Raw genomic sequence first — 20,865 nt, forward strand, 5'->3', positions numbered from 1 at the left:
GATACTGATGTTTACTGGAATTGTGGCTACCACTGCCAAGGTTATTGAGATCATTAAAAAAGAAAAATTTCAAACCCATATAATTGAAATTCCCACGCCTTATGAACAAGGTTTAGACATAGGTGCATCAGTGGCTCATAACGGCTGTTGTTTAACGGTAACGAAGATCAATAATAATCATATACAGTTTGACTTAATTGAAGAAACACTACGTTTAACGAATCTTGGTCTATTAAGTGTGGGGGATTCAGTTAATATTGAACGTGCAGCCCGATTCGGCGATGAGATTGGTGGGCATTCAATGTCGGGACACATCGTCGGTGTTATGGCTGTTAGAGCTATAAATAAAACAGTAGAAAACTGTCAAATTTGGTTCGATGTGCCGACCGAGTGGTGTAAATACATTTTACATAAAGGTTATGTTAGTGTTGATGGGATCAGTCTAACGATTGGGGATGTAGATGAAAATGGATTTAATGTGAATTTAATCCCTGAGACGTTAGAAAGAACCAATTTAAGCCAACGTAACATTGGCGATAAAATTAACTTAGAAATTGATCCGCAAACACAAGCGATAGTGGATACGGTTGAGCGTGTATTAGCGAATCAAAATAAAGTATAAAAAGAGGGATTCAAAATAGCCCATCCTCAACGCTATCGAAAGTAAAATTAACAGATTGAGTCAGTGGATTTACCGTCATTTTCATTTCAATGGCGCGATGGCAAGATGGGCAGTCATCGTAGACTTGCTGACTTGATTGATTTTTATCTATAACTAAGCCAATCGTGTATTGGCAGTTAGGGCACTTAATGTCTTTTCTTATATAATTCATCACAATCACTCCTAATTAATTAGTACATCAATTATTCACCTTAACGAATGCTTAACCTTAAGATGAGTCACTTTGTTTAACATGGATAAAACGAAAAGAGACAACAATGTGATACGTAGATAATAAGAAAAAGAGTTCATTTTAGAAGTAAATTAAGTGGAAAAGTTGATCAGGGGTCTAATTTGTGAATTTGTTACCGTTATAGGGTAGACAATTAGCTACCCTATAAACTAGCGGTTTATTTTTGATTAAGATTTAATTTATCGATGAGTTGTTGAGCATGGAACATATACTCCCCACCAAACATGGTGCAATGATTAAGTACATGGTACAGGCTGTATAAATGTTGGCGAGTCTCAAACCCTTCTGAAATAGGAGAGACGGATTCGTACCCATCAAAGAAGCTGTCTTGAAAACCACCAAATAGTTTAGCCATTGCAAGGTCACATTCAGGATCACCCCAATAAGAAGCGGGATCATAACTTACTGGACCTTTTACACTAAGTGCAATATTACCATGCCAGAAGTCGCCGTGTAATAACGCAGGCTTTGGCTGGTGGTTATGTAAGATACGTTTTGCATTTTTGACTAGGGTTTCTATATCGCCAAGATCCATGCCTTTTTCATGCAGTAATTGCAGTTGCCATCCGATGCGTTGCTCGGCAAAGAAGCAATCCCATCTTCTGTGCCAAGTATTGACTTGAAGTACGTTACCTAAATAGTTATCGCAATCAAACCCATACTCTAGTTGATCCCCCCACTCGTGATGGTTCGCAAGACTGATACCAAGTTCATAAGATGTTTGTTTATCAATTGGTTTCGTCGGTAAGAAATTTAAAACTAAAAAAGAGTGTTCTTTTGTGGTGCCAACATGGAGAGGCGATGGGACAAACATATGATCTGATTGGTCAAGTTGATTTAGGCTCTCTACCTCTGTTTCAAAAATAGGAAGTTCTGCTCGTTCATTCACCTTAACAAAGTAGCGTTGATTACCATCACTGATCATGTAGCAGTCATTAATCTCACCGCCATTAACTGTTTCTCGTTCAGAAATAATAAAAGGACGTCCCGTTACATCAGAGATTTGTTTTGCGATAGCCTGCCACATAATTACCTCTCTTTGTTGTCTTAAAAATTACTTAACTAAGAATAGTGTATTCTTAATAAATATCTGTGAACTAAAGCTAAAAAATACGTCGTTTTTTGAGTAATCGTTTAAATGATTGAGTTTAAAGAAATGAGGTATGAAAAAATATATAAGTTTTGCTTGTCAATATAAATGGAAAGAGTTTGAGAGTTATTCTCTATTTTGATAAATTAGTCAAAGAGCTTACATAAAATAAGCATTTATCATTATTATGAACCATTACAAAACGGACAGATTATGATTGTCAACACAGAGGGTTACCACGCACTGATTGAATACCTTACCGAGCATCTGGCTATTTTTGCTAATCAGCAAGGAGATACAGGTGAAGAGACGGTAGAAGATATCGTAAATGATTTAGTTGCTTCTAACTTGATGGCTGTTTTCCAACAAAATCCAGAGTTGGACGCCGATGTACGATTTACGTTATTGCGTGAAGCAGATGCTGTTGTTGCTGACTTAGGTGAAGTATTGGCAGGGGCTTGGGTTCAAAAAGCAACAAATGAACAAGTTATGTTTTTAGATGACTACATTGGGCTTATTAAAAATCTATTCGATAGCGCATTTTAATAATCACGATTAAATTTATTTATAACACCAAGTAAAATAAGGGCCTAATGGGTCATTATTTTACTTGGGTAATTCTTCATTGCCTTCTTTTATAATACACGTCTTACTTGCCAGAATGCTTTTTTCCAATATGGGTTATCTAAACTTGAAATGATCACACCTTTTGAGGTGGATGCATGCATAAATTCACGATTGCCAATATATACACCAACATGTCTAACTTTTACGCTAGTTTTAAAGAAAACAAGATCGCCTTTTTTTGCTTCTGATAATGGAATCTTTATTCCTGTAACCACTTGGTTCTGAGTTGTTCTCGGTAACGATAATTGGTGAAGGTTAATTAATGCATTTTGTGTGAAAGCAGAACAATCGACGCCATCTTTATTAGTACCGCCATATTTATAAGGGACACCTTGCCATTCTTGAAAATAGTCTTGGTAACCATTTGATTGCGATAGCTGAGGGTATTTTGTTTCTATTTCTTGCTCTGTTAATTGTGGTGATGGAGACGAGGCGCATCCAAATAGCCCAAGTAAAGCAAGAATACAGATAGATTGGCGAATCATAATCAATCCTAGATGAATAAAAAGCAATATCACTATTTTGACTCATCACGGGTAGAAAAAGCAATATTAATGCGAGTACGACTTAGGCAATCTAAGCTTCATCATTTTGGTTGTTTTAATTAATTTTGTTACATGTTTATTTAACCATATTCTCTTTAGATAGAACAAGAAGGTGGTTCAAGTGTTACTTTTGCAGTGTTTATTGTGTGATTGTTAATTTAAAGTTTTATATTATTGGTTGTTCTTAGTTGAAAAAGCTACAAGTGAAATATTTTGTGACATTTCAAACTTTCATTGAATTTTACAATCATGTAACCTTTGCGTGAATTTTGGAAGTACTTACTTTTAACGAAAGCGCTCATCATTTAACTATTTAGTTCGTGATGGTGTGCTGAATTATAGAAATGGTAAGACAAAAACAAGGAGTTACAGATGAGTTCGTCTGCATCGCAACAACAAAATCAACAACAGCCAAAAAGGCCGTTGTTCACACGTTTTCTTGATTCAGTAGAATACTTAGGAAATCTTTTACCACACCCAATTACTCTGTTTGCAATCTTTTGTGTGGCTATTCTTGTTTCATCTGGGATTGCTGGTTATTTTGAATTATCCGTAATCGATCCTCGTCCTGAAGGCGCGAAAGGTCGTGCTGCCGATGGCATGATCCATGTTATTAGTTTATTTAACGCTGAAGGTTTACAGCTTATCGTTACTAACCTAGTGAAAAACTTTGTCGGTTTTGCACCATTAGGTACGGTTCTTGTTGCAATGCTTGGTGTTGCAATTGCTGAGCATTCAGGCATGTTATCTGCTGCTATGCGCGGTATGGTAATGGGCGCATCTAAACGTATGGTTACTATAACCGTTGTTTTTGCTGGTATTATTTCAAATACAGCCTCTGAACTTGGTTACGTAGTGCTTATTCCTCTAGCAGCAATGCTTTTCCATTCATTAGGCCGTCATCCGTTAGCGGGTCTTGCAGCTGCGTTCGCTGGTGTATCTGGTGGTTATTCTGCAAATCTTCTAATTGGCACGGTTGATCCATTGCTTTCTGGTATTACAGAAACTGCAGCACAAATGATTGACCCAACTTATACCGTTGGTCCTGAAGCTAACTGGTACTTCATGTTTGTATCAACCTTCTTTATCTCAATTACTGGTGCATTTGTAACTGAGAAAATTGTTGAGCCTAAGTTAGGTAAATATCATGATGAAGAAGCGTCAGAAGATCTATCAAATGATAAAATGGGCAAGTTGACTGCCGTTGAGAAGAAAGGTCTTAAATTTGCAGGTGTGGCTGTTCTTGTGGTGAGTGCATTACTTGCATGGACGATTGTTCCTGAAGATGGTGTATTACGTTCAGAAACAGGTACGGTTGCAGGCTCTCCATTCCTTAAAAGTATTGTTGCCTTTATCTTTGTATTCTTTGCTATTCCAGGCTTTGTTTACGGTAAAGTTACAGGTTCAATGAAAAATGACCGTGATGTGATCAATGCAATGGCAACATCAATGTCTTCAATGGGCATGTATATTGTTCTTGTATTCTTTGCTGCACAGTTTGTTGCTTTCTTTAAGTGGACTAACTTTGGTCAAGTAATCGCAGTGGGTGGGGCTAGCTTCTTACAAGATGTTGGTCTTACGGGTCCAATGCTGTTTTTCGCATTCATCTTAATGTGTGGCTTCATTAACTTGATGATTGGTTCGGCGTCAGCACAATGGGCTGTGACTGCTCCTATCTTCGTACCTATGTTAATGCTAGTAGGTTACGCACCAGAGACGATTCAAGCGGCTTACCGTATTGGTGATTCAACAACAAACATTATTACACCAATGATGAGTTACTTCGGCCTTATTCTGGCGGTAGCGACACGTTACATGAAGAATCTAGGCATAGGTACACTGATTGCAACCATGCTTCCATACTCAATGGTGTTCATGTTTGGTTGGAGTATCTTGTTCTACCTATGGGTATTCGTATTCGGTTTACCAGTAGGTCCGGGTGCAGCAACGTTCTACACACCATAACGGTTAATAGAATAAACGCTTAGCTCTGAGTATGTAATTAGCCCTAAGCATATAAATAAAAAGGCGATCTTCGGGTCGTTTTTTTTGATCGTTCGCTTATGTAATGCGATTGCTTATTTAAATAGAGCAAGGATAATGACGTTATGATGAGTGGTAATGTGTGGTTCTATGCGCCTTGATAAGTTTATTTGTAAAAGTACAGAATTAACAAAAAACCAAGCGGTGGAGTTAATTTGTGAAGGAAGAGTAAAAATTAATGGTGACGTTGTCACATGCAAGGCAACTCAAGTGCATGAGAACAATTACATTACTCTGAATGAAGAAGAGTTAGTCGCTCGACCTTTCCGTCACCTGTTAATGAATAAGCCAGCTGATATTATTTGTTCAAATATTGATGAAGCGTATCCCTCTTTATTTAATTGCATCACTGAAGGCAATAATGCGGAGTTACATGTAGCAGGGCGGTTGGATGCAGATACGACAGGGTTAGTGTTAATTACCGATGATGGTCGTTGGTCTTACAATATAATTACGCCAAGTAAGCAGTGTGAAAAAGTATATCGAGTCGGTTTACGTAAGCCGATAACAGAAGATGCAATAGAGAAATTTGCAGTTGGTGTACAGTTACAAGGAGAATCACAGCTTACTCGTCCTGCTAAGCTTGATATAATAAGCTCTCAAGAGGTTTTACTTACTATTACTGAAGGTAAGTTTCATCAAGTAAAACGGATGTTTTCAGCGATTGGTAATAAAGTCGTTTCTTTACATCGAGAGCAGATTGGTGGAATCAAGCTTGATGTAAATGAAGGTGAGTGGCGGTATTTAACAGAAGAAGAAGTGAATTCATTTAGGTAATAAGAATGAGGTGCAGCAAGCACCTCATCGTGGTTTTTATTTATTCCTAAATGGTTGAGTCAGCATTTTATCTAGGCGTTGCTCTTTTTCTTTTCTGAAAAAACCAAGGCCAATTTTCATTTCTTCATGACCATCTTTCGGTTTTACTAAATAGGTTTTACCGAAATAGTCCCAAATGGATAAAAAGAATCCATAGTTATTATGCATTTCAGAGATATGAACGGAATGATGCACTCGATGGAAATCAGGAGTCACTAATAATACTCGTACATAGCGATCTAACCATTTTGGAATAAATAAATTGCTGTGATTAAACATAGCGCTTACGTTTAGAATAATTTCAAATAAGATCACTGCCTCAACAGGGATGCCTAATAATCCAATGGCTGCAATCTTAATAAGCATAGAGAAAATTATCTCAACAGGATGAAAGCGTGTGCCTGTTGTGACATCAATATCTTGGTCTGAGTGGTGCATTCGATGTAATCGCCACAATAGAGGGATACGATGAAAAGCACGGTGCTGCCAATAGATCAGCCAATCCAACAGTAAGATGGATAAGAGCCCAGTTAAAAATGGTGGAGTGCTTAGATAGTTGAATAAACCCCATTGTTCTTGGTTGGCAATTAAAGCTGCGTCGACGGCTAATAGAGGTAAAGCGAGTCGAAGAATTAAGCTGTTAAAAAAGACTAAACCAATATTGTTAACCCAACGTGTGGATTTTTTTTGCGTTAAGGTTTTACGTGGCCATTTGTATTCTGCTAAAGCCAAAATGATGAATGCAGCAATAAAACACCCTAAACGTAGAGGTTCGTTGTATTCAATCCAATTAATTTCCATCAGGAATTCTCTTATAGAACTTGTTATTACCGATACTGTAAGTAAAATGCGCTTTTTTTTCCATATAAATAGCTTGGTTATTGCAAATGCGCGTTCATAAAGTCCATCAATTACACAAAGAAAGATTAGCTCGTTCTACAAAACCGTTTAACGCGCGTGGTGCCAATGTTAATCGCTGCGAATTTTGTCAAGTACATCAAGATTATTGTATTTGTGAGCATCAGCCCTCAGTAGAATCTGATGCGGCATTTTTATTGATCATGTTTGATACAGAAGTACTAAAACCAAGCAATACTGGAAAACTTATTGCTGATTTAGTGCCTGAAACTCATGCTTATCTTTGGTCTAGAACGGAACCTAACGCTGAGATGCTTGCGCTATTACAAGATGAATCGTATCAGCCATTTGTTATTTTTCCTGAAGAGCAGATTGAAAATAAAGCGCTTGTAACGAGTGAGATTGTGATGGAGAAAGGCAAGACACCTTTGTTTATCCTTCTTGATGGAAGCTGGCGTGAAGCAGGGCGTATGTATCGTAAAAGTGCTTATTTACACCACTTACCCGTACTGTCTTTTAATCGTGAGCACTTATCTAGTTACATTATGCGTAAGGCCTCAAAAGACCACCAGCTATCAACGGTTGAAGTGGCAAGCTTGGTATTGGATTTGTTTGGTGAGAAAGAGAACGCGAGGCATCTTGAATGCTGGTTTGAACTGTTTAGAGAACATTATTTATACAGCAAGCGTCCAGTGAAAGGGGCAGAGCGTGGCATGGGATTAAAACGCTTGATTGAATTTCGTACAGTTCTGAAAGAAAGCAACGAAATCTAGTATCACTTTGAGGTTCATCTCACACTAAAAACCAGTGAATATCGTCTAGGTCACAGTCTGTATTTATAAAAATTAGGTAAGATAACACCATAAAAAATTTAGAATAGATTAGGACAAGGATACCTTATGTACTACGGTTTTGATGTGGGTGGCACAAAGATTGAATTTGGTGCGTTTAATGAGAAATTAGAGCGCGTTGCCACTGAACGAATTCCAACACAAACAGAAGATTACGCATTATTGGTTGATGACATTGCTGGCTTAATTGCAAAATATGATGCTGAATTTGGTGTTGAAGGCAAAGTTGGTTTAGGTATTCCTGGAATGGAAGATGCTGAGACAGGCGCTTTATTAACAAGTAATGTTCCAGCTGCTAAAGGTCAATTTTTACGTAAAGACTTAGAAGCAAAAATTGGTCGTTCAGTAAAAATTGATAACGATGCTAACTGTTTTGCACTATCAGAAGCGTGGGATGAAGAATTAAAAGACTCTCCATCAGTAATGGGGCTAATCTTAGGGACTGGCTTTGGTGGTGGTTTAATTTTTGATGGTAAAGCATTCTCTGGTTATAGCCATGTTGCTGGTGAGTTAGGTCATTCTCGTTTACCTATTGATGCATGGTTTCATTTAGGCGAGAAAGCGCCTCTATTAGGCTGTGGTTGTGGTAATAAAGGGTGTTTAGATAGCTATCTGTCTGGTCGTGGTTTTGAACTACTTTATGCTCACTATTACGGCGAAGAGAAAAAAGCGATTGATATCATTAAAGCCAATGAAGCGGGTGAGGCGAATGCTGTTGAGCACGTAGAGCGCTTTATGGAGCTATTAGCGATCTGCTTTGCTAACCTGTTTACCTGCTTTGACCCACATGTTGTAGCACTGGGTGGTGGTTTATCAAACTTTGAATTGATTTATGAAGAGTTGCCGAAACGTCTTCCAAAGCACTTATTATCAGTAGGTCGCGTGCCTCGTATTATCAAAGCAAAACACGGTGATTCTGGCGGCGTTCGTGGTGCAGCATTCTTAAATATTAAAGACTAATCTTGACTCAATATTTAGAATAGAAAATGCAGATACAAAAAGAGCCTCATGTTGTTTGTTATTATTAACAGACAAACAGAGGCTCTTTTTTTGAAATACAATCAGCTGTTTAGCTAAAAGTTAAATAACGGAGTCGTTATTAAGCACAACATTTTTTGTATTTTTTACCGCTACCACAAGAACAAGGTTCGTTGCGGTTAGGTGTTTTTTCAAAGCGAGTTGTTTTTGGCTTGTTTAAAACGCCTTCAAGCTCAAGAATATTTTCTTCTTTCTCAGTATTCACTTCGATGTTTGCGAATAAGTTGTGCTCAGTAAGCTGCGCTTCAATTTCAACTTTACGTTCTTCTGTTTGAACAACTAAAGTTAGTGGTGCTTCTTCAGTACCTAACTTAACGTCACGCTTAGTGTTAAAACCAGAAAGAACGTGGTTTTGACGAGTCTCGATACGACCTTTGAAGAACATTTTAGACATCTTGGAGCCTTATAATTTTTGAACACAGTATTTTAGGCATGTTTATACTATAAACAGCAGTGGTGATAAAGGTTTAAAAAAAGTAATCTTGATTTACTCATTCAAATACAGCTCTGCCATGCCATCGAGCTTGCTTTTTACTTCTTTCCAATTTGGCATAACACTGGTTAATAAGCGCCAAAAACGTTCGCTGTGATTGTGCTCTGCAATGTGGCAAAGCTCATGCAGTATTACATAATCAATGCATTCTTTCGGGGCTTTGATTAGGTGAGGATTAAGCATCAAATTCCCTTTGGCAGAGCAGCTTCCCCATTGTTTTTGCATTGGCATCACACGAAAACTTGGAATACCATCAACCCATGTTGCTTGTGGCAATAGCTCTGCTAACCGTTCATGAAAAATACGCTCTGCTTTTACGCCGTACCAACCAGAGACTAACGCTTTGGTTAGGGCGTGTTTGTCGTCATTAAAACGGGTGAGGGTAACAAGCAGTTTGCCTCGACTCATTTTCACTTTGGGTAACGCGGAGTTATCTTCAACGACTTTAAGCACATAGCGACGGCCTAAATAAAATTGCATTTCACCGCTTACATACTGTTTGGTTTCTACATACGCTAAATGGGCACGAAACTCTTTTAGTGCGTCGTAAATCCAACTGGCACGTTTCATCACGGCATCATGAATGTCGCTTCGCTCTGTATCATCAGGGGCATTAATCACTACTTCGCAGTTAGGATGAACCTTGATGGTAATTTTACGCTTTGCGTTCTCGTTATTGTTTTTTTGAGTAACGGTTTTTCTAATAACATTTTTCCTAATAACAGAGTAGGAGACCGCTTCATCGCCATAGATAAAGCTGTACTCTTCTTTGTTACTCTCTTTTTCGTTTACCGATGCCATTAATGATGACCTGCTACGCCTAAACGAGTGATCTGGATAATGTCCGCAATCACTAGGTTAGTTTTATCCATCCCAATCGCTTTGAATAGAACAGGCAATAGTTGACGGCGGATCTGGTTTTCAATCTCTTGTGGGTTAATTGAAAACTCAGCAACGGCAGCGGTAACTATTTCATCAATGTTTAATGCGTAGTTGAAACGTTCATCTTCGCTCAAGGTATTGGTATCTTCTACGTGTTTTAAGAAAAGACCAAAGTACGCTTGCACATGACGTTTGATTTTTGGATCAAGCTCAGAGAAACGGTCTGTTGGTAACCCTTCAACGTTACGCTCGATCACTTGCTCTTCAAAATCAGCAAATAACAGATATTGCTTAATAGGGGCATCAAACATCTCTTTGGTTTTATCGATGGCCTGTTTCAATAATTTAGAGAAATACGCTTGGGCATAAGGATCATCCGCTAAATCTTGCTCAATCATCTTAGTGATACGGCCTGTTATCACGTCTTTTTTGTTACGTGCTTCATCGTCACTCATCTCTTCTGGTTTGGCGTGTTTACCCATATTACCCACCAGATAAGCGCCTTCGGATTCTTGAATTTCTACGCCACCAATATGTTTATCCAACATGGTGCGAATGTTTTCTGCATATTCATCGTAATCGACCGTTTCTTCTGCATCTTCACGGGCTTGTTTACGCAGATCAGACATGGATTTTAAGGTCTTTTTGTATAAATCTCGTTTGTCGTCAAAACTCTTATCTTCAAAGTAGGTTGCCGATTGCAGTGCCACTTTTAAACAGTTAGAGAACGCGGTTAATGCGTCATAAAAATCGTTACGTTTTTTAAGATTGGTATCCGTTAATAATCCATCAATGGTATCGATTTTTGGTGCTAATGCTTGGCGCAATGCAGGGCCATCTTGTTTGTTTGATACCCCATCAAAAATAGCCCAGATATCGCGATATAAGCCTGGTAATTTTTTATATTCGGTATCCATGCGATGGTAAAGACCTTCTAGGTCATCAATATCAAAACCGCCTTTAATGCGCTCTTCTAGCTCTTGGTAGTTTGCTATCGATGCATCAAGCTCTTTTAAAATGCCACGATAATCAATCAAATAGCCAAATTGCTTTTTAGCGTGCAAACGGTTCACACGCGCAATGGCTTGAATTAAGTTATGTTGTTTAAGCGGTTTATCAATGTAAAGCACGGTGTTTTTTGGCTCATCAAAGCCTGTGAGTAGCTTATCAACCACAATCATGATGTCGGGGCCGTCGTCTTTACTAAACTCATCAATAATGTGTTTGGTGTAGGCTTTTTCGTCACGCCATTCTTTTTCTGTTACATTGGCTTTCCACCAATTTTGTACTGTGTCAGTGCTTTCACCATCAACCGTGTCATGGCCTTCACGAGTATCAGGAGCAGACATTGCAACAACCGATGTCACTTTACCTATCTTATCCAATAGCTTTTTGTATTGAATGGCAGAGGCTTTAGAGTCACACGCCAATTGTCCCTTTAACCCTTGGTGTTTAAAGTTTTGAAAGTGATCAGAAATATCATGGGCGATCAGTTCTAAACGTCCTTCAGTTTGGTAAATTTGCCCTTTTTGAGCAAACTTTTTCTTTAAATCCGTGCGCTGTTTTTCTGATAATTTATCGGTAATACGGTCAAACCACGCATCAATCGCTTTGTCGTTGGTGCTGAGATCAGGAATGCGCTCTTCATACAATAGTGGGGTAACGGTTTGGTCTTCTACCGCTTGTTGCATGGTGTAAGAGTGGATGATCTTACCGAATTTATTTTCTGTTTTATCGTCTTGCAGCAGTGGGGTTCCCGTAAAGCCAATATAAGCGGCTTTGGGTAGAGCTTGTTGCATACGAATGTTGTTTTCACCGTTTTGGCTGCGGTGCCCTTCATCTACTAATACGATAATATCAGGGCTGTTGTTGTAACATTCTGGTAGCTCAATCGCGGTACCAAACTTATTGATGATAGAGAAGATAATACGTTCGTTACCTTTACCAATTTGCTCGGCTAGGCGTTTTCCTGTGGTCGCCATGGCCTCTTTTTTATCTTTGTCTGATAATGCGCCACCAGAGGCAAATGTTCGAGCCAGTTGGTCTTCTAAATCCACTCGGTCAGTAACCACAATCACGCGACATTTTGCTAACTCTTTAAGCCAGATAAGTGCTTTTGATAAAAACACCATGGTGAACGATTTACCAGAGCCTGTGGTATGCCAAATTACGCCACCATTACGAGCGCCCAGATCATCAAATGAGGTGATACGCTTAACTAGAGCTTTAATGCCAAACACTTGTTGATAACGCGCAACAATCTTGCCGACTTTTTTATCAAACAGGGTATAAAGGCGAGTCATTTCTAATAGACGGTCATGACGAAGTAGCGACATCAATAAACGGTCTTGGTTAGTCACCATTAAATCACCGCCTGAGATCAGCGATAGATACTCTTCACGCACCTTATTCGGGCGATGGTTAAAAATACGGTCGAAATTTTCTGGTGATAATGGCGTGTTTTTTAAGCGTGAAAAAGTGTGCTCTGTGATTTCTTCTTCTTTCCATTTCGCCCAAAATTTACTTGGGGTTCCGCAAGTAGCGTAGCGTCCATCGTGTCCATTCACCGACATGACCAATTGGCTATAAGCGAATAGGTGAGGGATGCAATCTTGTTTTTGATTACGAATGGTTTGAGATACACCTTCTTCAATGGTGGGTTTTCCTACCGTTGAGGAGTCTGGGCGCTTGGCTTCTATCACGACCCAAGGCAACCCATTTACGAAGCAGACCATATCAGGAATGTAGTTTTTGGTGCCGTGGGTGTTTTCGACTTCAAGCTCTTCAGTAAAGTGGTATTTGTTGTTGTCAGGGTTTTCCCAATCAATGATCTGAATGGTTGGATTGGCTTTTTTGCCATCCACAAACTCAGTGACGCTAATGCCATACGTCAGTGAGTTATACAGCTTTTCATTAGCGGTTTTTAAGCCTTCATTCATGGCTGGGTTGGCTAATTCTTGAATGATTTTATCAATCGCAGCTTGTGATAAATGATGCTCTTTACCCATGAACGAATAGGTTTTGTGTTGCAGCACGTCACGCAATATATTGGGTAAGATGACGCTTGATAAGTTACCACGCATAACTGTGCAGTCACTTGGTGGAATGAACTCATAGCCAAGGTTGGTTAATAACGTGAGCGCAGGAATTTTTGCGCTTTGTTCTTCTTTGAAGTTAGGGACCGCGTTAGTTGTCATCGTTGTTTTTATCCCGTGCAAGCAGTAGCTGTCGTTCTTTTTCAAGCTGTATACGAAGCTCTTCTTCACTTGGTAGTTCCATCATGTATTTTGATGCAAACAAGTGTTCACTGTCATTGAGTACCGAATATTTTGCCACCGTATGGTTGTTTTCAGTACACAGAATTAAGCCGATGGTAGGGTTATCATCACTGCGGCGTTTTTTCTCTTCATACATACGAACATACATGTCCATTTGCCCAACGTCTTGATGGGTGAGCTTATGCATCTTTAAATCGATGAGCAGAAAGCACTTTAGATGGAAGTTGTAGAACACCAAATCAATGTAATCGTCTCCATCATCGGTACTAATACGTTGTTGACGCTCGACAAACGCAAAGCCTTTACCGAGTTCCAGTAAGAACTTTTGCAAGTTATCAATTAAGGCTTGTTCTAGTTCGCTTTCATGTACCTGACTAGAGGGCAGGTTAAGAAAATCGAGAATATAGGGATCGCGAAGATAATCTTTTACATCAACTGCTAGTGGTTTGGTGTTTTGCTCTGCTGCCTCTTTTAAATACCAAAGGCGAGCATGTTCGTTTTCGATGCTAATCAGTTTATTGTAGTGAGACCAACTCAAATCGGCAGACAGTGTCTGCCGATTTGGAAATGCCTGATAAAAACTGCGCATATTTCTTAGGTTGCGTACTGAAAAGCCCTTACCGAACTCCTCTGTTAACGACACAGAAAGGCTTTTCAGCACTTGCTTGCCATATTCAGCTCGTGTTTCACCTTGCTGTTCACCTTCCACAATTAAACGGCCTATTTGCCAATAGGTTTGCACCATGGTGGTGTTGACGGTTTGTGCGACCTGTTTTCGTCCCTCAACCAGTAAAGTACGAATATTGTTTAACAAGTCGGTGTTTAATTGTGAAAGATGATTTTTCATTAGGCGGCCTCTACTTGTACTCTTCTCTTGCCCGTTAACAACTGCTGCATCAGTGCCTTTTTCTCTTGCTTGAAGTGCGCAAGCTTGGAATTTAGCAATTCGATTTCTTTATCGGCAACGGTTAGTACTGAGGCGATTTTTTCTATTTCATTTTTATTTTTTGGAAAATCAAACTTAAACTTGTGTAAATCACTCGTGTTGATTGAGTTAATTGTTGCTCCCAAGTTTTTATTCACTTGACGATGGAATAGTGGTGTTTGAAACAACTGAAAAACAAACTCAGCGTATTTACCGCGGAACATAGTCATGAACGCACCATGTGCTTGACCACTTGCTTTATCCGTAATTAAAGCACTTTTACCAATAAGGTTGCGGCTACCATTCCGTACACAGATTAAGATGTCACCAATTCTAGTTTTAGACTCATCCTTAATATGTGATGAGACATAGACATTATCTAAAAAGGATAATTTTCCGGCTTGAATGTTGGAAGAACGAAGAACTAAAGTGCCTTCATTAACAACATCGTTTGGTGAGTAGGTAAGACCAGTAATACATTTACCAATCTTTTTTAACTTAACCTCTTCCCATTCCCCCTGAAACGCTTTACCCGTTTCAGGGTCAACCAAACGCTTCTTACCCGTCAGCAACTGCTGCATTAAGGCTTTTTTCTGCTGCTTACTGACATCAATCAGCTTTTCAGTGGTTGCAATCGCCTTATCCCATGTAGAAAGGATTTGGGCGATTTTGCGTTGTTCTGCGAGTGGGGCTAAAGGAAATTCAATTGAGTAAAAATCCTTATGGTTTAGATCTGGAATAGTGCTTGCCCCAGCCTTTGTTAAAATTAAATGTTGAACCCTGTTAGTTCGCAAGTAGTCAACAAGAAATTTGCTATCAATCAATCCACGATTAAAATCCATGAGAAAGAAATTGTTATGAAAAACCCCCTCAACTCCATTGACTACAATTCCTGTATTACCAGTACGAGTCATTAGCACATCTTTTTTACTACAAATAACACGTGAAGAGGGAGTTTCTACATACTCTCGTGCTTGGTCAGTTTTTTTAATCGATTGGATTGTTATGTATTCTTTAGATGTAGCTGTTGGCTCTTTTAAACGTTCTGATATTGCAATTTGCAATCCTTGTCGAACCTTCATTACATCAACAAATTGAACTCTTTTCCAATCATTTGGGATCTCACCAAGGTGAGATGGTTGATAGTCATTAGGCACCATAACCCAACTCCTCTAGGTAGCCCGCCATTTCAGCTTCTAGATCAGCTAGTTCAGTTTGCAGCGCTAAACGTTCACTGCGCACTGCCATCAAATCAATTTCCGCTTCTTCTTCAAAGGTATCAACGTAGCGAGGAATATTAAGGTTGTAGTCGTTTTCTGCAATCTCTTCTAATGTTGCTAGGTAAGAGTACTTGTCTGTCGTCTCACGGGCTTTGTAGGTATCAACAATCTTCTGAATGTTATCGCTCGTTAATACGTTTTGGTTCTTGCCTGATTTAAACTCACGAGAGGCATCAATAAACAGAACTTTCTTGTCGTCTTTCTGTTTTTTGAATAACAAAATTGCAGCAGGAATACCTGTACCAAAGAACAGCTTTTCAGGCAGACCGATAACCGTATCTAATAGGTTTTCATCAATTAGCTGTTTACGGATTTTACCCTCAGAAGAGGCACGAAATAGCACACCGTGAGGCACAACCACACCCATGCGGCCGCCCTTGCTTGTTGGAGTTGCAGGTTTTAACGTCTCAATCATGTGTGAGATAAACGCATAGTCACCTTTGGTTTTTGGTGGTACGCCACGGCGGAAACGACCAAAGTGATCGCTTTCTGCATCTTCATGGCCCCATTTATCTAAAGAGAAAGGAGGGTTGGCTGTTACGACATCAAAGTGCAGTAGACCGCCTTCTTTATCTTGAAGTTTAGGGTTACGAATGGTGTCACCCCATTCAATACGGTGGTTGTCTTCACCGTGTAGGAACATGTTCATTTTTGCCAATGACCATGTAGAGCCAATCGCTTCTTGGCCAAACAGTGCATATTGCTTAGAGCCGCCAAAGTTTTTCTGAACTTGCTTACCACATTTCATCAGTAGTGAGCCAGAGCCACACGCAGGATCACAAATGGTGTCGCCTTGTTGTGGCTCTAAGATGATAGAAAGCAGATCTGATACTTCTGGTGGAGTATAGAATTCACCGGCTGATTTACCACTGCCAGCCGCAAAGTGTTTGATTAGGTATTCGTAAGCGTTACCAATCACATCTAACGACCCAACACGGCTTGGGCGTAGGCTTAATGCTTCTTTACCAAAGTCTTCTAATAGGTGACGTAGAATGTCATTTTTTGATTTCTCATCGCCCAATTTATCGGTGTTAAAGCTAATGTCTTGGAACACGCCTTTTAATTTAGTGCCGTTTGCTTCTTCAATGGCGTGTAGCGCTTTATCAATACGTGAGCCGTTACCTGCTTCAAAGCGTGATTCATACAAGTCCCAAAACGTAGAGCCTGTTGGAATTTTGAATGATTGGCTTTCCATCATTGCCGCAATCAGCTCTGGCTCGTCACCATATTCTTTAGCTAATTCATCTACTTTGTCTTGGTGAACATCTGAAATGTATTTTAAGAACAGCATGGTTAAGATGAAATCTTTGTAGATAGATGGATCTACGGTGCCGCGGAAAGTATCACAAGCAGACCATACGGCTTTGTTGATGTCGTCTTGGTTGATTTGGGTATGTGGCATGGGTTACCTAGCTGTTATGTGTAACGCTTATTTTGTACCAATCTACCCAATTATCTGAACAACTACTTATCCAGAATGGTATTAGTGCTAATTAAGCGAATGAAATATGGGGGCATAATACGTGGTTATGGTGTTTTTTTACAGTTTTTTAAATCAAGATGGAGTAGGAGGGAGAGCCTAAGAAAAAAATACAACATGCTTGAAACAACTTATTGGATAATTATCCAAGAAGTTGTTTTTATTTATTGTTCTTATAAATCATGAAATTCTTAATTTATTGTATTTGTTGGGTTTTATTTTTGGCATCCTAATTGCTCTATTGAATTTAACTCGTGAGGTTCACGATTCTAAATCGAATTCAATTATTAAGGAATAAAGCGATGCCAACTCCAGCTTATATGTCAATTAAAGGCCAAACTCAAGGCGATATTACTAAAGATGCTTACTCTGCAGATTCAGTAGGTAACGTATGGCAAGAAGCACATGTTGATGAGTTTCTTGTTCAAGAGCTTGACCATGTACTAACTGTTCCTCGTGACCCTCAAAGTGGTCAACCTACTGGTCAACGTGTTCACCGCCCAGTGATCGTAACTAAACAGCAAGATCGCTGTTCTCCACTACTATTTAACGCTTTAGTCTCTGGTGAGAAACTGCCTGAATGTAGCATTAACTTCTACCGTACTTCGACTTCTGGTAAGCAAGAGCATTACTACACAATTAAGCTTATTGATGCGTTATTAGTTGATATGCAAACTCGTATGGCTCATTGCCAAGATGCAGCAACGTCTGATCGTGTAACTGAAGAAGTTCTTAAATTTACTTACCGTGCAATTGAAGTAACTCACGAAACATGTGGTACTGGGGGTAACGATGATTGGCGTACGCCGCGCGAAGCATAATCACTTCGCAAACTATTTATAAAAGCTAGGGCCTTATTTTGGCCCTATTTGTCGTCATATCTATCAGGTGTACATAATGAGTAAAGAGGTAGAGTTTAAGTTTGAAGTCCTCGGCACACAGCATGAGTTTCGAGTTGAGAGTTTTAATGTGGTTGAAGAAGTCTCTCAACCATTTAAGGTAACCCTGTCGCTATTATCATTGAATCCTGATATAGAGTTTGACGTATTAAGTCGAAAGCCTGCATTGTTAACGGTGTTGGGGCAAGGAATGGATGTAGGACGTTTATTTCACGGTGTGATTCATGAAGTCCGTTATTTAGGTGAAGGACGCCGCTTCTCTCGCTATCAAATAACACTTGTCCCTCAATTATGGTTTTTGACTCAACGACAAGATTGCCGTATTTTTCAAGATAAATCGATTGTCGATATCTTAACTGAAGTGCTTGATGACGCATCGGTAACTGATTATCGCTTTGAGTTATTTAATTCCTATCCAAACCAAGATTACCTACTTCAATATCGAGAAACTGACAGTCATTTTGTTCAGCGTTTATTGGCAGAGCATGGCCTATGGTATTACTTTGAGCATACTGCAAGTAATCATACTATGGTGATTGTCGATAAAAATGATGCGATTCCAGAGTTAGTTAGTACTCCATTGAATGCTTCTTATGTTGGCCCATTGGTTTATCAATCGGATGGTGGCGGGAATTCTGATAGAGAGCATATCTTTGAATTAAGTGCTTATAATCGTGTACGTACTGGTCATGTCACTCAAACTGATTATAACTACGAGCAGCCTCGTATCCCACAGCACGTTCAACAACAGGGTGAGCGCGATAACGATTTAGCATTTTTTGATTATCCGGGACGTTACGGAGAAATTGAACAGGGCCAACAGCGCAGTAATTACTTGATAGCCGATCATCAGGTTGATAATCATCAAATTGACGCTGAAAGTAATATAATGCGTTTAATTGCAGGTTATAGCTTTAACCTAACAAAACACCCTAGAAGCACGATAAATAGAGATTATATATTAACCTCTGTAACGCACAGTGGGTATGATCCTCGTGTGCATGAAGAAGAGTCAAGCGAGCTGCCAACAACGTATCAAAACCAGTTTACTTGTATTCCTCGTGATGTTGAATATAAAGCAAATAAACTATCAGCCCCTGTGGTTGATGGTCCTCAAACCGCAATGGTCGTAGGCCCTGCAGGCGAAGAAATATATACCGATCCAATGGGGCGCATTAAGGTTCAATTTCACTGGGACCGATATGGTAACAATGATGAGAATTCAGGTTGTTGGTTACGAGTGAGTCAATCGATGGCAGCTCCTACATGGGGCGCGGTGTATTTACCAAGAATAGGGCATGAAGTGGTGGTTACGTTCTTAGAAGGTGACCCAGACAGACCTTTAGTGACAGGTGCTGTATATAACGGGCTGAACACGCCACCATACGCCTTGCCAGAGCATAAAACCAAAACGGTGTTTCGTACCCAAACCCATAAAGGGGAAGGTTATAACGAAATGTCGTTTGAAGACGAAGCCAATCAAGAAGAAGTCTATTTTCATGCTCAAAAAGACATGAGAACGGATGTTCTTAATAATCGATTCAGAACCATTGGTAATGATGAAGAGTTAGAGGTTGGGCGTAATCAAATTAATGAAATAAATCAAGACAGAAAAGAAACCATCGAAGGTCATAAAACATCAACCACTCACCAAACGTTTACAGAAACGGTTGAACAAGATGTAAACGTTAAATACAACGCCAATATAGAAAAGAGCGTGGCCGTTGATCAAGCCTTAAAAATCTACGAAAACCGAAAAAGTTCAGTGGGTAAAAATGATGATCTGACGATTAAGGGTGAACAAAGCACGATAACTATGGGGTCAATGAGTCGTGATATTAGTGCCGACGATACATTAACTGTAGGTAAAAATCTCACGGTAGAAGTTGGAAGTAATGCTTCTATTAAATCTGATGGAGATCATACCATAATCAGTGCTGATGAGATCAGTGCAAAAGTGGGAAGCTCAGGTTTTATTCTAAAAAATAATGGAACGATAACCTTATATGGCTCAGACGTTACTGTCGATGGTGCAGGCTCAGTGGCTTTAGTTGGCGCAAGTGTTGCGATTAATCCTAGTGCTGCTCAAGGTCAGAATACCAGTGCGAGTATAAACCCTCCTCGTGCCTTCTCAATGTCTCCATTAGCATCGACTAAGCCTGTGATGAACTCTGCGGCGTACAGTGAAATGGTTGAAGAAGGTTCATTAATGAAAGAGTTATGCCAATGTGGTAAGGGGGGCGTATGTCAACTGCACAGCTAAACAGTGAATGGCGAATTGATACTGTTGAAACACCATTACTTAACTCATCAGAAAATATTTACGCATTAATTGAATCAGAGTTATGGCCTGAATGGCATGCGGAGCTGAGTCTATACGTTGAGGAATTAAATACGTTTGAGCTATTTAAAGCGACGCAGTTTAATGCGATAAAAAATGGACCTATTGTTATTGATTTATCGCACTCTCAACCATTATTAAATGCCTGTGTTGATAAAATGAGTTCAGCGCATTGTGGTGCGTTGCTTTATACAGAGAACACAACTAACAGCAGTGAATTAATGTATTCATTACGTAATGCGTTAGTAGTTAAAAAGGGCAATGGAGAGGTATTTTTACGCTATTACGATCCAAGAGGATTATTGCCTTTAGTGGCATCTATGTCTGATACAGATCGTCGAGACTATTTCGGGTCGGTGACTAAAATAACGTGGTTTAATAAATCATGGCTTACTGTTTCAGTACCTGTTGCTATAACCCCTCCGTTTTCTGATTATCAATGGACAATGACTGAACAGCATTTTGCGTCCATGCAATCCATCTCAACTCAATGGTAAAGGAGTGT

Annotated in this window: 19 protein-coding genes; 9 read left to right on the forward strand and 10 right to left on the reverse strand. The window is 39.5% G+C overall.

What is annotated here, in order from left to right:
* Positions 1-7 precede the first annotated feature (7 nt).
* Complete coding sequence (locus AC2IP4_RS06065; protein WP_375322533.1) at positions 8-622, forward strand: riboflavin synthase subunit alpha; 615 nt, start codon at positions 8-10, stop codon at positions 620-622.
* Between the two features lie 10 nt (positions 623-632).
* On the opposite strand, the gene AC2IP4_RS06070 is transcribed toward AC2IP4_RS06065, so the two are convergent.
* Both AC2IP4_RS06070 and AC2IP4_RS06075 read right to left on the reverse strand, forming a co-directional pair.
* Positions 633-833 carry a zinc ribbon domain-containing protein gene (locus tag AC2IP4_RS06070; RefSeq protein WP_105054839.1) on the reverse strand — a complete coding sequence of 67 codons (201 nt, stop codon included), beginning with the start codon at positions 831-833 and terminating at the stop codon, positions 633-635.
* Between the two features lie 238 nt (positions 834-1,071).
* The gene (locus AC2IP4_RS06075) at positions 1,072-1,941 is read right to left on the reverse strand and encodes a fructosamine kinase family protein (RefSeq protein ID WP_375322532.1); all 870 of its coding nucleotides are present in this window, start codon (positions 1,939-1,941) and stop codon (positions 1,072-1,074) included.
* Positions 1,942-2,217: 276 nt separating this feature from the next.
* Between AC2IP4_RS06075 and AC2IP4_RS06080 the strand changes: the two genes are divergently transcribed.
* Positions 2,218-2,550, forward strand: coding sequence for a DUF3802 family protein (locus AC2IP4_RS06080; RefSeq protein ID WP_375322531.1), 333 nt, complete (start codon positions 2,218-2,220; stop codon positions 2,548-2,550).
* An 89-nt stretch (positions 2,551-2,639) separates the two neighbouring features.
* Here the strand turns inward: AC2IP4_RS06080 and AC2IP4_RS06085 are convergent, their stop codons facing one another.
* Positions 2,640-3,116 carry a C40 family peptidase gene (locus tag AC2IP4_RS06085; RefSeq protein ID WP_105054836.1) on the reverse strand — a complete coding sequence of 159 codons (477 nt, stop codon included), beginning with the start codon at positions 3,114-3,116 and terminating at the stop codon, positions 2,640-2,642.
* Positions 3,117-3,548: 432 nt separating this feature from the next.
* Here AC2IP4_RS06085 and AC2IP4_RS06090 point away from each other — a divergent pair, with 432 nt between their 5' ends.
* Positions 3,549-5,141, forward strand: coding sequence for an AbgT family transporter (locus AC2IP4_RS06090; RefSeq protein ID WP_486310669.1), 1,593 nt, complete (start codon positions 3,549-3,551; stop codon positions 5,139-5,141).
* 168 nt (positions 5,142-5,309) lie between these two features.
* Positions 5,310-5,996: a pseudouridine synthase gene (locus tag AC2IP4_RS06095; RefSeq protein ID WP_486307312.1), complete on the forward strand. Its 687-nt coding sequence runs from the start codon at positions 5,310-5,312 to the stop codon at positions 5,994-5,996.
* A 36-nt stretch (positions 5,997-6,032) separates the two neighbouring features.
* Here the strand turns inward: AC2IP4_RS06095 and AC2IP4_RS06100 are convergent, their stop codons facing one another.
* The gene (locus AC2IP4_RS06100) at positions 6,033-6,836 is read right to left on the reverse strand and encodes a sterol desaturase family protein (protein ID WP_375322529.1); all 804 of its coding nucleotides are present in this window, start codon (positions 6,834-6,836) and stop codon (positions 6,033-6,035) included.
* A gap of 86 nt (positions 6,837-6,922) precedes the next feature.
* On the opposite strand from AC2IP4_RS06100, the gene AC2IP4_RS06105 reads away from it, so the two are divergent.
* Both AC2IP4_RS06105 and nagK read left to right on the forward strand, forming a co-directional pair.
* Entirely contained in the window at positions 6,923-7,666 is a 744-nt protein-coding gene (locus AC2IP4_RS06105; protein WP_486310670.1) for a tRNA-uridine aminocarboxypropyltransferase, read from the forward strand.
* A gap of 126 nt (positions 7,667-7,792) precedes the next feature.
* Complete coding sequence (nagK, locus tag AC2IP4_RS06110; RefSeq protein ID WP_486310671.1) at positions 7,793-8,704, forward strand: N-acetylglucosamine kinase; 912 nt, start codon at positions 7,793-7,795, stop codon at positions 8,702-8,704.
* Between the two features lie 139 nt (positions 8,705-8,843).
* Here nagK and AC2IP4_RS06115 read toward each other — a convergent pair whose 3' ends face one another.
* From AC2IP4_RS06115 to AC2IP4_RS06140, 6 genes are all read right to left on the reverse strand, one after another.
* Positions 8,844-9,176, reverse strand: coding sequence for a PBPRA1643 family SWIM/SEC-C metal-binding motif protein (locus tag AC2IP4_RS06115; RefSeq protein WP_486310672.1), 333 nt, complete (start codon positions 9,174-9,176; stop codon positions 8,844-8,846).
* A gap of 93 nt (positions 9,177-9,269) precedes the next feature.
* Entirely contained in the window at positions 9,270-10,076 is an 807-nt protein-coding gene (locus AC2IP4_RS06120) for a M48 family metallopeptidase (RefSeq protein ID WP_486310673.1), read from the reverse strand.
* Positions 10,076-13,354 carry a type I restriction endonuclease subunit R gene (locus AC2IP4_RS06125; RefSeq protein ID WP_486310674.1) on the reverse strand — a complete coding sequence of 1,093 codons (3,279 nt, stop codon included), beginning with the start codon at positions 13,352-13,354 and terminating at the stop codon, positions 10,076-10,078. Before AC2IP4_RS06125 ends, AC2IP4_RS06120 begins: the two co-directional genes overlap by 1 nt.
* Positions 13,344-14,282: a PDDEXK nuclease domain-containing protein gene (locus AC2IP4_RS06130; protein WP_486310675.1), complete on the reverse strand. Its 939-nt coding sequence runs from the start codon at positions 14,280-14,282 to the stop codon at positions 13,344-13,346. Before AC2IP4_RS06130 ends, AC2IP4_RS06125 begins: the two co-directional genes overlap by 11 nt.
* Entirely contained in the window at positions 14,282-15,520 is a 1,239-nt protein-coding gene (locus AC2IP4_RS06135; protein ID WP_486310676.1) for a restriction endonuclease subunit S, read from the reverse strand. Before AC2IP4_RS06135 ends, AC2IP4_RS06130 begins: the two co-directional genes overlap by 1 nt.
* Positions 15,510-17,042, reverse strand: coding sequence for a type I restriction-modification system subunit M (locus AC2IP4_RS06140; protein ID WP_486310677.1), 1,533 nt, complete (start codon positions 17,040-17,042; stop codon positions 15,510-15,512). The genes AC2IP4_RS06135 and AC2IP4_RS06140 overlap by 11 nt, the downstream gene beginning before the upstream one ends.
* 380 nt (positions 17,043-17,422) lie before the next feature.
* On the opposite strand from AC2IP4_RS06140, the gene AC2IP4_RS06145 reads away from it, so the two are divergent.
* From AC2IP4_RS06145 to AC2IP4_RS06155, 3 genes are all read left to right on the forward strand, one after another.
* Complete coding sequence (locus AC2IP4_RS06145; RefSeq protein WP_375322521.1) at positions 17,423-17,941, forward strand: Hcp family type VI secretion system effector; 519 nt, start codon at positions 17,423-17,425, stop codon at positions 17,939-17,941.
* A gap of 76 nt (positions 17,942-18,017) precedes the next feature.
* The gene (locus AC2IP4_RS06150) at positions 18,018-20,282 is read left to right on the forward strand and encodes a type VI secretion system Vgr family protein (RefSeq protein ID WP_486310678.1); all 2,265 of its coding nucleotides are present in this window, start codon (positions 18,018-18,020) and stop codon (positions 20,280-20,282) included.
* Complete coding sequence (locus tag AC2IP4_RS06155; protein ID WP_105054824.1) at positions 20,264-20,857, forward strand: DUF4123 domain-containing protein; 594 nt, start codon at positions 20,264-20,266, stop codon at positions 20,855-20,857. Before AC2IP4_RS06150 ends, AC2IP4_RS06155 begins: the two co-directional genes overlap by 19 nt.
* The last annotated feature ends 8 nt before the right edge of the window (positions 20,858-20,865 follow it).

The organism is Aliivibrio thorii, from assembly GCF_057368585.1.

What these genes read in the sequence shown, in the direction of transcription:
- AC2IP4_RS06065 (WP_375322533.1), top strand. Translation starts at nt 8, where the DNA reads ATGTTTACTGGAATTGTGGCTACCACTGCCAAGGTTATTGAGATCATT.
- AC2IP4_RS06070 (WP_105054839.1), bottom strand. Translation starts at nt 833, where the DNA reads ATGAATTATATAAGAAAAGACATTAAGTGCCCTAACTGCCAATACACG.
- AC2IP4_RS06075 (WP_375322532.1), bottom strand. Translation starts at nt 1,941, where the DNA reads ATGTGGCAGGCTATCGCAAAACAAATCTCTGATGTAACGGGACGTCCT.
- AC2IP4_RS06080 (WP_375322531.1), top strand. Translation starts at nt 2,218, where the DNA reads ATGATTGTCAACACAGAGGGTTACCACGCACTGATTGAATACCTTACC.
- AC2IP4_RS06085 (WP_105054836.1), bottom strand. Translation starts at nt 3,116, where the DNA reads ATGATTCGCCAATCTATCTGTATTCTTGCTTTACTTGGGCTATTTGGA.
- AC2IP4_RS06090 (WP_486310669.1), top strand. Translation starts at nt 3,549, where the DNA reads ATGAGTTCGTCTGCATCGCAACAACAAAATCAACAACAGCCAAAAAGG.
- AC2IP4_RS06095 (WP_486307312.1), top strand. Translation starts at nt 5,310, where the DNA reads ATGCGCCTTGATAAGTTTATTTGTAAAAGTACAGAATTAACAAAAAAC.
- AC2IP4_RS06100 (WP_375322529.1), bottom strand. Translation starts at nt 6,836, where the DNA reads ATGGAAATTAATTGGATTGAATACAACGAACCTCTACGTTTAGGGTGT.
- AC2IP4_RS06105 (WP_486310670.1), top strand. Translation starts at nt 6,923, where the DNA reads ATGCGCGTTCATAAAGTCCATCAATTACACAAAGAAAGATTAGCTCGT.
- nagK (WP_486310671.1), top strand. Translation starts at nt 7,793, where the DNA reads ATGTACTACGGTTTTGATGTGGGTGGCACAAAGATTGAATTTGGTGCG.
- AC2IP4_RS06115 (WP_486310672.1), bottom strand. Translation starts at nt 9,176, where the DNA reads ATGTCTAAAATGTTCTTCAAAGGTCGTATCGAGACTCGTCAAAACCAC.
- AC2IP4_RS06120 (WP_486310673.1), bottom strand. Translation starts at nt 10,076, where the DNA reads ATGGCATCGGTAAACGAAAAAGAGAGTAACAAAGAAGAGTACAGCTTT.
- AC2IP4_RS06125 (WP_486310674.1), bottom strand. Translation starts at nt 13,354, where the DNA reads ATGACAACTAACGCGGTCCCTAACTTCAAAGAAGAACAAAGCGCAAAA.
- AC2IP4_RS06130 (WP_486310675.1), bottom strand. Translation starts at nt 14,282, where the DNA reads ATGAAAAATCATCTTTCACAATTAAACACCGACTTGTTAAACAATATT.
- AC2IP4_RS06135 (WP_486310676.1), bottom strand. Translation starts at nt 15,520, where the DNA reads ATGGTGCCTAATGACTATCAACCATCTCACCTTGGTGAGATCCCAAAT.
- AC2IP4_RS06140 (WP_486310677.1), bottom strand. Translation starts at nt 17,042, where the DNA reads ATGCCACATACCCAAATCAACCAAGACGACATCAACAAAGCCGTATGG.
- AC2IP4_RS06145 (WP_375322521.1), top strand. Translation starts at nt 17,423, where the DNA reads ATGCCAACTCCAGCTTATATGTCAATTAAAGGCCAAACTCAAGGCGAT.
- AC2IP4_RS06150 (WP_486310678.1), top strand. Translation starts at nt 18,018, where the DNA reads ATGAGTAAAGAGGTAGAGTTTAAGTTTGAAGTCCTCGGCACACAGCAT.
- AC2IP4_RS06155 (WP_105054824.1), top strand. Translation starts at nt 20,264, where the DNA reads ATGTCAACTGCACAGCTAAACAGTGAATGGCGAATTGATACTGTTGAA.